Annotated in this window: 13 protein-coding genes; 7 read left to right on the plus strand and 6 right to left on the minus strand. The window is 64.5% G+C overall.

Annotated elements, in window-relative coordinates:
* Positions 1 to 18 precede the first annotated feature (18 nt).
* Positions 19 to 924, minus strand: coding sequence for a LysR family transcriptional regulator (locus tag FJ940_RS00845; protein WP_140654869.1), 906 nt, complete (start codon positions 922 to 924; stop codon positions 19 to 21).
* A gap of 124 nt (positions 925 to 1048) precedes the next feature.
* Between FJ940_RS00845 and FJ940_RS00850 the strand changes: the two genes are divergently transcribed.
* Positions 1049 to 2230, plus strand: a complete 1182-nt coding sequence (locus FJ940_RS00850; protein ID WP_140554871.1) for an MFS transporter — start codon at positions 1049 to 1051, stop codon at positions 2228 to 2230.
* A 58-nt stretch (positions 2231 to 2288) separates the two neighbouring features.
* On the plus strand, positions 2289 to 3323 hold the full coding sequence (locus tag FJ940_RS00855; RefSeq protein ID WP_140518232.1) for an aldo/keto reductase: 1035 nt from the start codon (positions 2289 to 2291) through the stop codon (positions 3321 to 3323).
* A 231-nt stretch (positions 3324 to 3554) separates the two neighbouring features.
* On the opposite strand, the gene FJ940_RS00860 is transcribed toward FJ940_RS00855, so the two are convergent.
* Positions 3555 to 3827, minus strand: a complete 273-nt coding sequence (locus tag FJ940_RS00860; protein WP_140492921.1) for an usg protein — start codon at positions 3825 to 3827, stop codon at positions 3555 to 3557.
* Between the two features lie 304 nt (positions 3828 to 4131).
* Here FJ940_RS00860 and acs point away from each other — a divergent pair, with 304 nt between their 5' ends.
* Entirely contained in the window at positions 4132 to 6087 is a 1956-nt protein-coding gene (gene acs, locus FJ940_RS00865) for an acetate--CoA ligase (RefSeq protein WP_140518231.1), read from the plus strand.
* An 8-nt stretch (positions 6088 to 6095) separates the two neighbouring features.
* Positions 6096 to 6836 (plus strand): MOSC domain-containing protein, encoded by a 741-nt coding sequence (locus FJ940_RS00870; RefSeq protein WP_140654872.1) that lies wholly within the window; start codon positions 6096 to 6098, stop codon positions 6834 to 6836.
* Here FJ940_RS00870 and FJ940_RS00875 read toward each other — a convergent pair whose 3' ends face one another.
* The 3 genes from FJ940_RS00875 to FJ940_RS00885 all read right to left on the minus strand — a co-directional run bounded on the left by FJ940_RS00875 (position 6837) and on the right by FJ940_RS00885 (position 11105).
* Positions 6837 to 8099 (minus strand): cyclopropane-fatty-acyl-phospholipid synthase family protein, encoded by a 1263-nt coding sequence (locus FJ940_RS00875; protein ID WP_140654874.1) that lies wholly within the window; start codon positions 8097 to 8099, stop codon positions 6837 to 6839.
* Between the two features lie 366 nt (positions 8100 to 8465).
* Complete coding sequence (locus FJ940_RS00880; RefSeq protein WP_140654877.1) at positions 8466 to 9944, minus strand: TadE/TadG family type IV pilus assembly protein; 1479 nt, start codon at positions 9942 to 9944, stop codon at positions 8466 to 8468.
* A 291-nt stretch (positions 9945 to 10235) separates the two neighbouring features.
* Entirely contained in the window at positions 10236 to 11105 is an 870-nt protein-coding gene (locus tag FJ940_RS00885) for a transglutaminase family protein (protein ID WP_140524987.1), read from the minus strand.
* 181 nt (positions 11106 to 11286) lie between these two features.
* On the opposite strand from FJ940_RS00885, the gene FJ940_RS00890 reads away from it, so the two are divergent.
* Complete coding sequence (locus tag FJ940_RS00890) at positions 11287 to 11961, plus strand: HAD-IA family hydrolase (protein ID WP_140654880.1); 675 nt, start codon at positions 11287 to 11289, stop codon at positions 11959 to 11961.
* Between the two features lie 60 nt (positions 11962 to 12021).
* Here the strand turns inward: FJ940_RS00890 and FJ940_RS00895 are convergent, their stop codons facing one another.
* Positions 12022 to 12240 (minus strand): DUF1674 domain-containing protein, encoded by a 219-nt coding sequence (locus FJ940_RS00895; RefSeq protein WP_140518225.1) that lies wholly within the window; start codon positions 12238 to 12240, stop codon positions 12022 to 12024.
* 118 nt (positions 12241 to 12358) lie between these two features.
* Between FJ940_RS00895 and htpX the strand changes: the two genes are divergently transcribed.
* A complete protein-coding gene (gene htpX, locus FJ940_RS00900) occupies positions 12359 to 13372 on the plus strand; it encodes a zinc metalloprotease HtpX (protein WP_140560732.1) in 1014 nt (337 codons plus the stop codon).
* Positions 13369 to 14751, plus strand: a complete 1383-nt coding sequence (locus tag FJ940_RS00905) for an RsmB/NOP family class I SAM-dependent RNA methyltransferase (protein ID WP_224704319.1) — start codon at positions 13369 to 13371, stop codon at positions 14749 to 14751. The genes htpX and FJ940_RS00905 overlap by 4 nt, the downstream gene beginning before the upstream one ends.
* The last annotated feature ends 17 nt before the right edge of the window (positions 14752 to 14768 follow it).

Genomic DNA, 14768 nt, shown 5'->3' on the forward strand with positions numbered 1-14768 from the left:
ATGAAACGGTGAACTGCTCTAGAGGCGAACGGCCTCCGAGAGAAAATCGAGAAAAGCCCGCACCCGCGCAGGCAGATGCTTGCCCTGGCCGACATAGACGGCATGGGTGGCCTCCTCGTCGCCTGGGTTGAATTCCTCCAGCAACGGGACGAATGCCCCGGCGTCGATGTCCGGCTGGACATGCCAGCGCGCCAGCCGAGCGATTCCGCCTCCCGCCAGCGCGATCCGCCGCATCGCCTCGCCGTCGGTCAGCGTTGCGTTTCCGACAACCGGGACGATGACCGGCGCACCTGCCGCATCGACAAAAGGCCAGCCGTCTATATGCCGCGCAAAGCCGAAGGCCAGCATATTGTGACGCCCGAGATCGGCCAGCGTGCGCGGCGTCCCACGCGCTTCGACATAGGAGGGTGCCGCGACCAGCACCATCCGGCTCTGCCCCAGTTTGCGCGCTACCAGCCGTGACTCGCGCAAGGGCCCGGCGCGTATCGCCACATCGGCGCGCTCCTCCAGAAGGTCGATCACGCTGTCTGTCAGCACGGCGTCGACGGAAATCTCGGGATAACGCTCCAGCAACCGAGGCAGCAGCGACATCAGCCGGTGGTGGCCGAACGGCACGTAGCTGTTGACCCTCAACCGGCCGCGCGGCGCCGCCCCGGCGGCCGCCTCGCGCTCGGCCGCGTCCATGTCGGCGAGGATGCGCATGCCGCTGTCGTAGAAAGCAGTGCCTTCCGGCGTCAGTTGCAGCTTGCGCGTCGAGCGGGTGACCAGCCGCGCGCCGAGCCTGGCCTCCAGCCGCGCGATCAATTTGCTCACCGCGGACGGGGTCATGCGCAAGGCACGTGCCGCCGCCGAAAAGCTGCCCGCCTCGACGACGCGCACAAACACTTCGATCTCGCCGGAACGGTTGATGTCGGATCTCGCCATCTGTGAATCTATTTCACAGAAAGTATGCCTGGAGCAAGTCTGGTTCACATCGCATGGCCACACGATCTTCCCGGTCGGGGCGCAGCCTGGACAGGGCGCCCGTCACCGCCGAAGTGGAAACATCATGCCTCTCGCTCTCTATGCTCTCGCCGCCGGCGCCTTCGGCATCGGCGTCACCGAATTCGTCATCATGGGCCTGCTCATCGACGTCAGCAAAGATCTCGGCGTCTCGATCTCGGCCGCCGGCCAACTGATTTCCGGCTATGCGCTGGGCGTCGTCATCGGAGCACCTCTGCTGACGATCGCCACCGGCAACTGGCCGCGCAAGACGGTGCTTCTGGCGCTGATGGCGATCTTCACCATTGGCAATCTGGCCTGTGCGCTGGCGCCTGATTATTGGACGTTGATGGGCGCGCGCGTCATCACCGCCTTTGCCCATGGCACCTTCTTCGGCGTCGGCTCGGTGGTCGCCACCGGATTGGTCGCGCCCAACAAGAAGGCGTCGGCGATCGCGCTCATGTTCACCGGCCTGACCATCGCCAACATTCTCGGCGTTCCCTTCGGCACCTGGCTCGGCCAGGCTTTCGGCTGGCGCGCCACCTTCTGGGCGGTGACCGCGGTCGGTCTCGCGGCCTTTGCCGTCATCCTGGCACTGGTGCCGCGCAGCCAAGCAACTCCCGTGAAGAGCGACCTGCGCGCCGATCTCGCCGTGCTGCGCCGCACGCCCGTCCTGCTCGGCTTCGCCACCACCGTTCTCGGCTATGCCGGCGTCTTCGCCGTCTTCACCTACATCGCCCCGTTGCTGACCGAGATCAGCGGCTTCCAGGAAGCGGCCGTTTCGCCGATCCTGCTCGTCTTCGGCGGCGGCCTCATCGTCGGCAATATCGCCGGCGGCAAGATCGCCGACCGCTGGCTGGTGCCGGCGGTGCTCGGCAGTCTTGTGGTGCTCGCCCTGGTTCTGGCGACCATGAGCTTTGCTATCCACAGCCAGGTGTTGGCCGTGATCTATGTCGGCCTGCTGGGCGCCGCCGCCTTCGCCACCGTGGCGCCTTTGCAGATGTGGGTGCTGGAAAAGGCCCAAGGTGCTGGCCAGAGCCTCGCCTCGTCCTTCAACATCGCCGCCTTCAACCTCGGCAACGCGGCCGGCGCTTGGCTCGGCGGCGCGGTCATTGCCCAAGGTCTTGGCCTGGGTTCGCTCACCTGGGTCGCCGCGCTGCTGCCGGTCGCGGCACTCGCCGTGGCGGGACTGGCCCTGCGTCTCGACCGCGGCACCGCGCTCGGCGCGCCCGTCTGCGTTCGGTCGTGAAGCTCGCCGGCAAAGCCGGATCGATTCGACTTCTTTCAAAATCACAAGGAGTAAGAAAATGGACTATCGAAATCTTGGCGCATCGGGCCTGAAGGTGCCGGTGCTCTCGTTCGGAGCGGGAACCTTCGGCGGTTCCGGCCCGCTGTTCGGCGCATGGGGCAACAGCGACGCCAGGGAAGCGCGGCGGCTGGTCGACATTTGCCTCGAGGCCGGCGTCAATCTGTTCGACACCGCCGATGTCTATTCGAACGGCGCCTCGGAAGAGGTGCTCGGCGAGGCGATCAAGGGCCGGCGCGATGCCGTGCTGATCTCGACCAAGACCTCGCTGCCGATGGGCGACGGGCCGGCCGACTATGGTTCCTCGCGTTCGCGGCTGATCAAGGCCGTCGACGCCGCGCTGAAGCGGCTCGGCACCGATTACATCGACCTGTTGCAACTGCACGCCTTCGATGCCGGCACGCCGATCGAGGAAGTGCTATCGACGCTGGACGGCCTCGTGCGCGCCGGCAAATTGCGCTGTGTCGGGGTCTCCAATTTCTCCGGCTGGCAGGTGATGAAATCGCTCGGGCTGGCCGACAGGCACGGCTATCCGCGCTATGTCGCGCATCAGGTCTACTATTCGCTGGTCGGCCGCGACTATGAATGGGAGCTGATGCCGCTCGGCCTCGACCAGGGCGTCGGCGCGCTGGTCTGGAGCCCGCTCGGCTGGGGCCGCCTGACCGGCAAGATCCGTCGCGGCCAGCCATTGCCCGACAAAAGCCGGCTGCACGACACCGCGAGCTTCGGACCGCCGGTCGAGGACGAGCATCTCTACCGGGTCATGGAGGCCCTCGATGCGGTGGCGCAGGAGACAGGCAGGACCGTGCCGCAGATCGCCATCAACTGGCTGTTGCAGCGCCCGACCGTGTCGTCCGTCATCATCGGCGCCCGCAACGAGGAGCAGTTGCGCCAGAACCTCGGCGCCGTCGGCTGGACGTTGACGCCGGAGCAGATCGGGAAGCTCGATGCGGCAAGCGAGGTCACCGCGCCCTACCCTTATTTTCCCTACCGCCGCCAGGAGGCCTTCGCCCGGCTGAGCCCGCCGGCGGTTTGAGCGTGTCCGACCGCTAGAGCCGAAGATTAGCGGGGCGGCGCCCGCCTCTGTCCTGCCGGACATCTCCCCCACGGGGGGAGATTGGATGTCACCTCGGCTTTCGCCAATTTCCAACGTGAAGGGATGGCGCTGTTAGCAAAGCTGCCGATCTCCCCCCACGTGGGGGAGATGTCCGGCAGGACAGAGGGGGGCGCCGTAGAGTGCCGACCTTACGGCCTCGGACAGCGGCCCCTAATGCAGCACGAACTCGCCGTCGACCTTGCGCCACTCGTTGGGCGCGATGAGCTTCTGGTGCGTGTAGCTGACCGAATGCAGCGGCCCCTCGAGCTTGGTCTTCCAGAACTCGATGAAGCGGATCAGCACCGGAAACTTCGGCGCGATGTCGTAGTCCTGCCATATGAAGCTCTGCAACAGATGCGGATGGTCTGGGAAATGATAAAGGATATTGGCCGTAGTCAGGCCATAGCCCCGCAGCATCAGGTCCATTTCAAGCTGGTCGCGCATTTTTGCTCCCCGGGTTGATTCTCCTTCCTCCCAACAATGGATTGTGCGCGCGGTTGCTTAACCGTCTATTGATTTTTTCTTGATCGAAACCGGCTTTAGCACGCGAAAACATGAAGTTAGCAGCGGTCCGGTGCAAGTGCTGACAGCAGCCGCGGACCCATGTGCGGCATCCCGCCGCGCAAACCCAACGTCTAATGTTGCCGTCATCGCGGAACTGTTAATAATGCGCGCGAATTCGCGGCCGCGTCGCCGCGATCCCGCTGGCGGTTCAAGCCGGCGTTAGTTTCGGGAGGAAAAGCAGGAAATGTCCGAGGTTCATGTCCACCGCGTTCAGCCGGCCTGGAAGAAGAATGCGCTGATCGACAACGACACCTATCTCAAATGGTACGCCGACAGCGTGAAGAATCCGGACAGGTTCTGGAGCAAGCACGGCAAGCGCATCGACTGGTTCAAACCCTTCTCCAAGGTCAGGAACGCCTCCTTCGACGGCAAGGTCTCCATCAAATGGTTCGAGGACGGCCAGACCAATGTTTCCTACAACTGCATCGACCGCCACCTGAAGAAGCGCGGCGACCAGACCGCCATCATCTGGGAAGGCGACAACCCCTACGACGACCGCAAGATCACCTACAATGAGCTCTATGCGCATGTCTGCCGCTTCGCCAACGTGCTGAAGAAGCACGGCGTCAAGAAGGGCGACCGCGTCACCCTCTATATGCCCATGATCCCGGAAGCGGCCTATGCGATGCTCGCCTGCACGCGTATCGGCGCCATCCACTCGGTCGTCTTCGGCGGCTTTTCGCCCGACGCGCTCGCCGGCCGCATCGACGATTGCAAGTCAACCATCGTCATCACCGCTGACGAGGGCCTGCGCGGCGGCAAGCCGATCCCGTTGAAGGAGAACACCGACAAGGCAATCGAGATCGCGGCAAAAGCCGGCACCAGGGTCGAAAAGGTAGTGGTGGTCCGCCGCACCGGCGGCAAGATCGGCTGGGCGCCGGGCCGCGACGTCTGGTACCACGAAGAGGCCGCGACCGTTAAGGCTGAGTGCAAGCCGGAGAAGATGAAGGCGGAGGATCCGCTGTTCATCCTCTATACATCGGGTTCGACCGGCAAGCCGAAAGGCGTGCTGCACACCACGGCGGGTTATCTCGTCTACGTCTCGATGACGCACCAATATGTCTTCGACTATCATGATGGCGACATCTACTGGTGCACCGCCGATGTCGGCTGGGTCACCGGCCACAGCTACATCGTCTACGGGCCGCTCGCCAACGGCGCCACCACGCTGATGTTCGAGGGCGTACCCAACTACCCCTCGCAGTCGCGCTTCTGGGAAGTCATCGACAAGCACCAGGTCAACATCTTCTACACCGCGCCGACGGCGCTGCGCGCCCTGATGGGCGCCGGCGACAACCACGTGAAAAAGGCGTCGCGCAAATCGCTGCGCGTGCTGGGCTCGGTCGGCGAACCGATCAATCCGGAGGCATGGGAGTGGTATTTCAACGTCGTCGGCAACGCCAAGGTGCCGATCGTCGACACCTGGTGGCAGACCGAGACCGGCGGCATCATGATCACGCCGCTGCCGGGCGCCACCGACCTCAAGGCTGGCTCGGCCACGCGGCCCTTCTTCGGTGTCAAGCCGCAACTGGTCGACGGCGAGGGCAAGGTGCTTGAAGGAGCCGCCGACGGCAATCTATGCATCACCGAGTCATGGCCCGGCCAGATGCGCACCGTCTATGGCGATCACGACCGCTTCGTGCAGACCTATTTTTCGACCTACAAGGGCAAGTACTTCACCGGCGACGGCTGCCGCCGCGATGCCGACGGCTATTACTGGATCACCGGCCGCGTCGACGACGTCATCAACGTCTCCGGCCACCGCATGGGCACGGCCGAGGTCGAATCCGCATTGGTCAGCCATGACAAGGTTTCGGAAGCCGCCGTCGTCGGTTATCCCCACGACATCAAGGGCCAGGGCATCTACTGCTACGTCACGCTGATGGCCGGCGAGACGCCGAGCGAGGACTTGCGCAAGGAACTCCTCGCCCATGTCCGCAAGGAGATCGGCGCCATTGCCACGCCCGACAAGATCCAGTTCGCACCCGGCCTGCCCAAGACCCGCTCGGGCAAGATCATGCGGCGCATCCTGCGCAAGATTGCCGAGGACGATTTCGGCGCCCTTGGCGATACCTCGACGCTCGCCGATCCGGCCGTCGTCGACGACCTCGTCGCCAACCGCCAGAACAAGAAAGGCTGACACCGGCCATGGCCGCGATAGGCAGCGTTGCCGAACTCTGGCGCTATCCGGCGAGTTCGCTCGCCGGCGAACGCCTGGAGACGATCGCGGTCGGCACCGAGAGCATCGAGGGCGACCGCATGTTCGGCCTGGTCGATGCCTCCGACAATGAGATCGCCCGGCCCGATCGCGAGCCGAAGTGGCACAAGGTGCCGCGCATCCGCACCCGGCTGACGGGCGACCGCGGGCTCGAGATCGCGATTCCCGGCGCGGATTGGCTGGCAGCGCCCGGCGCCGAAAGCGATCGTGCCGTTTCCGACTATCTAGGCTTTCCGGCCTCGATCCGTCCGTTCGGCCTGGAGAACGCCCCGCCGGCCTATACCGGCCCGTTGACCGAGGCGCGCTACCGCAAGGCGCCGATCCATCTGTTGACCACCGCCTCCCTGGCGCGCCTGAAGGCGCTGCATCCGCAAGGCACTCCCGACCCGCGCCGCTTCCGTCCCAACATCGTCATCGACATGGCGGCGGTCGAAGGCTCTTTCCCCGAAACCGAATGGATCGGCAGGAAGCTCGCCGTCGGCGACCTGCTGTTGACCATTTCCGAGCCGTGCCGCCGCTGCGGCTTCACCATCATCGCCCAGGACGGTTTCGACGACGACCCGGCGATCCTGCGCAATCTGGTGCGTCATAACGCGCACAATCTCGGCGTCTACTGCACCGTCGACCGCGCGGCCAGCGTCAAGGTCGGCGACGTGATGCGATTCGCCTGACTACCTGTAAAGATCCGCCCGCGTCGGCGGCAAACCGCTCGGGCCCCGCGTCCGCTTGGTGGCGACCGTCTGGAAAATCTGCGCCGAGGCATGATCGAAGGCGATCGAACAGCCGGTCAGGTAAAGCAGCCACAGCCGCGCCTTGGCTTCTCCCACTTCGGCGATGGCCTCGTCGAAGCGCGCATGCAGGCGCTCTGCCCACAGCCGGCAGGTGCGGGCGTAGTGCTCGCGCAGATTCTCGACGTCGTGGACGAGGAAGCCATGTGCTTCCAGATTGCCGCACGTCATGCCGATCGTGTCGATCTCGCCACCCGGGAAGATGTATTTGATCAGCGCCTTGTATTCCGAGCCCTTGCGCAAGGTCTTCTTCATGCTGCCCTTGCTGCGCCTGGTGATGGCATGATGCAGATAGATGCCGCCCGGCTTGAGCAGGCGATGGACGGTCGAGAAGTAGGCGGCGTGGTTGGCCAGCCCCAGATGCTCGAACATGCCGATCGAGGATATCTTGTCGAAACTTCCGGTGAGCTCGGCATAGGATTTTATCTCGATTGTGATCCGGTCCTCCAGCCCCTCGGCCCGAATGCGTTCGCGGGCGAGTCCGGTCTGGGCCTCCGACAACGAGACGCCATGGCCGACGACGCCATGATGCTTCGCCGCATGGATCAGCATCGCGCCCCAGCCGCAGCCGATATCGAGCAGGCGGTCGCCGGGCTTCAGCCGCAGCTTGCGGCAGATATGCTCGAGCTTGTCGGCCTGGGCCTGGTCGATGTCATTGGCGAAATCCTTGAAATACCCGCAGCTGTAGACCATGCGCTCGTCGAGGAAGAGCCGGTAGAAGACGTTCGATATGTCGTAATGATGCTGGATCGCCTGCTTGTTGGAGCCGCTGACAAAGGGATTTTGCCCGGCGAGGTCGGCGCGTTGCGTCATCTGCCTTCGCGAGAACAGCACGGCCGGCAGGTCGCGCATGATCGCGAGCTTCGGCAGCGCCTTGAACCGCAGCTTGCCTTGTGAAGGCAGCGCATAGAGGTCAAACAGCGACCCCTCTTCCACATCGACCGCCTTGGAAATCCACATCTCGACCAGCGTCGAGAAATTTGGCCGGCGGGCCAGTTGCCAGACGATGTCCTGGTCGTTGATGGCAAGCACCGGGCCGCCGGCCGGACCGATGCGCTCGCCGGTCCAAAGCCTGACGGCAAAGCCCGGCTTCAGCGCCTGGACGACCGTGCGAACGATGCGTGCTGCTCTTTCGGTAGCGTCCATGCCGTCCCCCACTACATTCGGTAGGCCGATCTTGTCCGCTTGAACCCCTGGCCGCAACCCGATTGCACGAAAGGACGCGGCCAAGCCGGAAAAACGTCTTTTTCCATCTGGCGTCTTGTCTTTTGCTGCAACGCACCCCATCATCAGTGCGTGTTCAACAAACTGAAAGGAGGTGATCCGATGTCGAGTGATTTCGTTTTCCAGAACGTGGCCTCAGCGGATTGCACTTTCGGGAAGCAGTCTTCCCGTTAAGGCGCGAGATGCGCGGCGGGCGACCCCTCGGGTTGCCGCCAGGAGCCGCGCCATGGACGGAAACACGGAAGGCCGCCGGCTTCGAAAGAAGCGGCGGCCTTTTCCTTGTGCGGCTTACTGCGTCAGCGCGACCTTTTCGGTGTTGCGGATGATTTCCTGAAAGGCGGCGTCCAATTCCACCCCGGTCGACACTTCGAAATAGTGTTTTTGAGCGGTGGAGGCATCTTTCGACGAACAGTCCTTCAGCACCGCCTTTGCCTGATCCCGCTCGGCTGCCGACATGTCCTTGTTGTTCAGGTCGAAGCCGATGGTGAAAATTTCGATGCCGTCATTTTTCATGTTGCCGCACAGCGTTTCGGCGTTGCCGCGCGCAAGATTGCCCTGGCTGTTGTAGCGGCCCCCGGCGCCGGCGAAGGCGGTATTGAACTGGCCATCGGTCATCAGGATCGCGACCTTGGCGATCTTCTTCGCGTTGACGTCCGAGGCGCCGTTGCCGAGGCCGGCATTCTTGATCGCTGCGCGCCATTGCGGCGACAGCATATAGTAGGTCCACTGAATGGCGATCGCGCCGGCGGTATAACCGTCAGCCTGGAAGTCGTCGATCGGACCAAGCAATGCGCCGGAATCGGCGGTCAGCGGGATCACTTCCGCATCGGGACACTTGTTCATTCCGCCGCCATTGAGATGATCATCCCGGTTGACCAGGGCATAGTACTTCTTGCCGTTCTTATCCATGCGAACAGCATCTGGGCCGTCGGCGCTTAAATCCGCGTCGCCATTTTTGTCCTTGCGCTCCGTGGCGCAATTATCGGGGCGTGGCATCGCCGCGCCGACAATGGAGATGTAGTCGCTGAAGGACGGCAGCAAATTTTTGCCCGTCTTGGCGACGAGAAGCGAACTGCCGGCGACGGGTGGCAGCTCAGAGCTCCCTGGCTTCTCGGCATAGACGTTTTCGGCCAGCTTGCCGGCGTTCACGCCGGATGCGTAAGGCACAATCGCGACGCGGATGCGGGGGTTCTTCGGATCCTGGTTCCGGAGCATCGTCCGAACGGCGTTTTTCGCTGCTGCTTTCAGATCGCCGATCTTGTCGACCTTGCCCCGCTTCGCCATCGAGCCTGTTATGTCGAGCATCATGGCCACCTCGATCTGCTTGTCCGAATAGAGCGCTGTCGTCGAGGCGGGAACGCGCTGCATGTCGCGCGTGCCAAACAGCGGGAAATAGAAGGCGACGTCGGCATGGGCCTCCGCCTGCACCGTCCTGGCGGTCCTGTCGACCGTCAGCCTGTCGAGCACGATCTGGTTGGCCTGCAGGATGCCGGCCGTACTGTTGGCGTCGAGGAAGGCCTGCACCGATTTGTTGGCGTCGGCCTCCTTGATCACGCCGGTCGTCAGATCCCGCGCCGTCGACGTCACTGCGGCGTCGACCACGCTCTGCAGGCTCGATTTGGCGTTGTAGAGCTGGGTGATGTTGACGGCGAAGCCGACGCCCAGCGCCAAGACCGAGGCGGCGAATCCGAACAGGATGGCGAAATTCCCGCCGCGATGCCTGGCAAAGTCGCCGGCCGCGTCCACAAGACCCCCGAAAATCCGCATCGTTCTCTCTCCGCTCGCCCCGGCCTCGTCGCCGGGCAAACGGATCGATGCAGGATTCCGGCCGGGCGCGGCCAGCGGCCGCGCACCAGGGACTAGACTCTTGTTTTTGCTTCGCTTTCAAGGATGGAAAGGTGAATGACCAGTAAACGCCGATGCTGCGTTCGGGTGGCATTTACCAAGCGCTTACCACGATCTTGCACGTCGCGGCACAGGGCGCGCGGCCGTGTCCCGCCACGGCACAGCGGCTCGTGTGCCAGAGCGAGGCAGTATGGGGATGCATGGAAACCCGGCTCAGGCCAGCATCTGCGCGGTGACCGTCCTGTCGATGGCGTGGTAGGGCGGGTTGAACAGATTGTTCTCCTGTTCGTAGGTCCATACCTTGAACAGGCTGAGCCGGTGCGGGCCGAAACTGTGCAGCAACGGCACGTCGGTGGCATCGCGTCCGCGCGCGATGACGATGCGGCCGATCCTCGGAACATTGTGGCGGGGGTCGAACGTGTACCACTTGCCGTCGAGAAACACTTCCATCCAGGCCGAGAAATCCATCGGCGCCGGATCGGCCGGCACGCCGATGTCGCCGAGATAGCCATTCACATAGCGTGCCGGAATGTTCATGCAGCGGCAGAGCGTGATCGCCAGATGGGCGAAGTCTCGGCAGACGCCGACCTGCTCCTCATGCGCCTGCGCCGCGGTGCGGGTCGAGCGGGCATAGCCATAGCCGAAGGACAGCCGGTTGTGGACGTAATCGACGATCGCCTGCACCCTCGCCCAGCCGGACGGCAAACGGCCGAAAAGCTCCCAGGCGAGCTGGCTCAGGTGATCGGTCTCGCAATAGCGGCTGCCCAGCAGATAAAACAGCACCTCGTCGGGCAGCTCTGCCACCGGCACCTCGCGTGCCAGCGTGTTGACCTCGTCCGTCTCGCCGCTGTCCTCGACCACGGCATCGTAGAGGATGCGAAAAGTGCCGGCGGGTGCGGTAAAGCGGCGGCACGAATTGCCATGCAAATCGCTGTAGAGCCTGGTCGGAACCGCGGGCGACGTCAGCATGCGCGTCTGCCGCTTGATGTCGGCCTGCCTGTCCCTGTGGATCTCGAGCATTGAAATCACCGGCGTGGCTCCAGCGCATTCAATGGCCATTTCGTAGCCGAGCCGAATCAGCATCGCGTCCCCCTTCGATGGTCGTGGAAAAGCAGCGAAGTTGAAACGCCGGAGGCGGATCACGGTTCCCTGACTTGCGGAAAAGGGGACTGGCCGAAAAGGAGGCCGCGCGGCTTCCAATGCCGGCGCAGGGACGTTACCATCGGCGCTCCCTCGAAAGACCTCCCCGAAATCAAGGAAAATCATGTACGCAGGCAGAAAATTCGCCGCCTTCCTCTTCGATATGGACGGCACGCTCATCAATTCCATTGCCTCGGCCGAACGGGTGTGGAGCGACTGGGCGCGGCGGCAAGGGCTCGACGTCGCCGCCTTCCTGCCGACGATCCATGGCGTGCGGGCGATCGAGACGATCGCCGGTCTGGCGCTCCCCGGCGTCGATCCGGCGCATGAGGCCGACCTCTTGCTCAAGGCCGAAGCCGCCGATCTGGAGGGCATTGTTCAGATCGCCAGCGCCGCCGCGTTTCTCAACGCGCTCCCGCCGGAGCGCTGGGCGATCGTAACCTCGGCGCCGCGGGAACTGGCGCTCTTGCGCATGAAGGCTGCCGGCATCCCCGTCCCGGCCGTGCTGATCGCGGCGGAAGATGTTTCACGCGGCAAGCCGGCGCCCGACTGCTTTCAGCTCGGCGCGACGCGGCTCGGCGTCGATGCGCGCGATTGCCTCGTGTTCGAGGATGCCCCGGCGGGCATCACGGCGGCCGAGGCGGCGGGCGCAGCGGTCATGGTCATAAACGCCACGCACCGACATCCCCTGGCGACGCGGCATGCCGCGATCGCTGGCTACGACGCCATCGGCGTCACCGTCGACGAGCGGGGCTGGATCGCGCTCGAGCCGCAGCGGGCGGCGGCGGCGGCCTTCTAGGCTGTGGCGACACTCAAACACCCGATTGCCGGCAAATGAGCTGTTTGCTGGGCCGGCATATTAGAAATCGCTGGTCAGGCCCTTGATCTCCCAGTCGCCGTAGCGGCCGGGCTCCTTGCCGCCGCGGCCGCCGACTTCCTTCGGCACCGCGGCTTCCTTGCGGCGGTAGTCCTCGCGCCGCGCCGCGGCCTCTTCAAGCGCGCGGCGGGCGGCGGGCGTCAGCGTCTTCAGCCGCGCTTCGTCATCAGTGGCAGGTGTTTTACTGGTCTCGTCGTTCATGCGATATTCCGGCGGATTGAAACAGGCCGATTGAAACGGGTACCGGCGTTTCCCATCATATAGCGATGAGCCCACGAGGATCGACCCCCTTACATCACGACCAGGACGGGAGCAGACGATGAACACACTTCGCACCGCCATGCTTCTTGCCGCGATGACCGCGCTGTTCATGGGCGTCGGCTTCCTGATCGGCGGCACGGGCGGCATGATGATCGCCTTCCTGATCGCCGCCGCCACCAATCTGTTCAGCTACTGGAACGCCGACAAGATGGTGCTGTCGATGAACCGCGCCGTCGAGGTCGACGAGAAGAACGCGCCCGAATATTACGCCATCGTGCAGGCACTGGCCAAGCAGGCAGGCCTGCCGATGCCCAGGACCTACCTGATCGACAATCCGCAGCCCAACGCCTTCGCCACCGGCCGCAACCCGCAGAACGCGGCGGTCGCCGCTTCCACCGGCCTTTTGCAACGGCTGACGCATGAGGAAGTGGCCGCGGTGATGGCGCACGAGCTCGCCCACGTCCAGCACCGCGACACCTTGACCATGACGATCGTCGCCACCTTCGCCGGCGCCATCTCGATGCTTGGCAATTTCGCCTTCTTCCTCGGCGGCAACCGCGACAACAACAGCCCGTTCGGTTTTGTCGGCGTGCTGGCGGCGATGATCGTGGCGCCCTTTGCGGCGATGATCGTGCAGATGGCGGTCAGCCGCACCCGCGAATACGAGGCCGACCGGCGTGGCGCTGAAATCTGTGGACACCCGCTGTGGCTGGCCTCGGCGCTTGACAAGATCGCCCGGGGCGCCGAACGCATACCCAATCCGGATGCCGAGCGTAACCCGGCGATGGCTCATCTCTTCATCATCAACCCGCTGCACGGCGAGCGCATGGACAGTCTGTTCTCCACCCACCCGAGCACCGAGAACCGCATCGCCGCGCTGCAAGCGATGGCGCAGCGCATGGACGGTGGCGTATCGCGGTCCCCGCAGCGCCAGGCGCCAGTGCCGCCGCAGGCCGACGAGCCGCAATCGGCAGGACCGTGGGGCAAGCCGGCCGCGCCGGAACCGCCGGCAGAGCCCAAATCCAATCCATGGGGTCGCAATCCGACCGGGCCCAAGGGCCCGTGGTCGTGAGCGTGGCGGGCAGAGCACCTCGACACACAGGTGGTCAGGAAGACAAAAAGGACGGCGAGTTCGTTGCCGGCCTTGCCGCCCGCAAGGCGGCGGCGCGCCTGCTGGCAGCTGTCATCGATGCGAGGACGCCGCTCGACGGCCTGACCGACCATGAAAACGGCCATCCGCAATACAAGGCGCTAGACCTGCGCGATCGCGGTCTTGTGCGCGCCATTCTGGTCACCGCGCTGCGCTATCGCATGACCATTGCCGGGTTGCTGGCGCGGCGTCTGGAAAAACCGCTGCCGGCCAATGCCACCGCGCTGTCGCATATTTTGCATGTGGCGGCCGCGCAGATCCTGTTCCTCGACATTCCAGACAGCGCCGCGGTCGACCTCGCCGTCACCCATGCCAAGTCCGATCCCCGCACATTGCGCTTTGCCGGCCTGGTCAACGGTGTGCTGCGCACGCTCGCGCGGATCAAGGAGGCTGAACTTCCAGAGGCCCTTGCCACCACCGACGAAGCGCCGAAATGGTTTTCCGACCGTTTGAAGGCCGCCTATGGCGTGGACGAGGCCGGACGGATACTCGCCGCCCACCGCCAGGAGGCCCCGGTCGATTTCTCGGTCAAGGCCGATCCGGAGCACTGGGCCGAAAGGCTCGGCGGCATTGCCCTGCCGACCGGCACGATTCGGGTGGAGAAGCTTGCCGGCCCGGTCACCGAACTGCCTGGCTTCGCCGAAGGCGCCTGGTGGGTCCAGGATGCCGCAGCCGGCCTGCCTGCCCGGTTGCTCGGTGATGTCGGCGGGCTTCGCGTCGCCGATCTCTGCGCCGCGCCCGGCGGCAAGACCGCCCAATTGATCGTGGCCGGCGCACGCGTCACCGCGATCGACACCTCGAAGAACCGGCTGGCGCGGCTGGCGCAGAATCTCGAACGCCTCCGCCTGTCGGCGGATATCGTGCAGGCCGACCTCCTCCAGTACGAGCCGGACGAGCTGTTCGACGCCGTCCTCCTCGACGCGCCCTGCTCCTCGACCGGCACAGTGCGGCGGCATCCCGACGTGCCATGGACCAAGACTGTGGCTGATGTCGAGAAGCTCGCCGATCTCCAGCGCCGGCTGCTCGCGCGCGCCGTCACCCTGGTTAAGCCGGGCGGAAGGATCGTCTTTTCGAACTGTTCGCTCGACCCACTCGAAGGCGAGGAGCTTTATCGTGGCTTCCTCGCCGCGACGCCTGGCGTCGTTGCCGACCCGCTTCGCGCCGGCGAGATCATCGGCATCGATCCCTTCCTGACGCAGGAAGGCACGCTGCGCACCACACCTGCCGACCTCGATCTCGGCTCGCCGCAACGTTCCGGTCTCGACGGCTTTTTCGCCGCGCGCATGCGTCGCGCCGGCTAAGGCAAGTCCACGAAAGC

The organism is Mesorhizobium sp. B2-3-7 (assembly GCF_006442695.1).
In the GTDB taxonomy this organism is placed as follows: domain Bacteria; phylum Pseudomonadota; class Alphaproteobacteria; order Rhizobiales; family Rhizobiaceae; genus Mesorhizobium.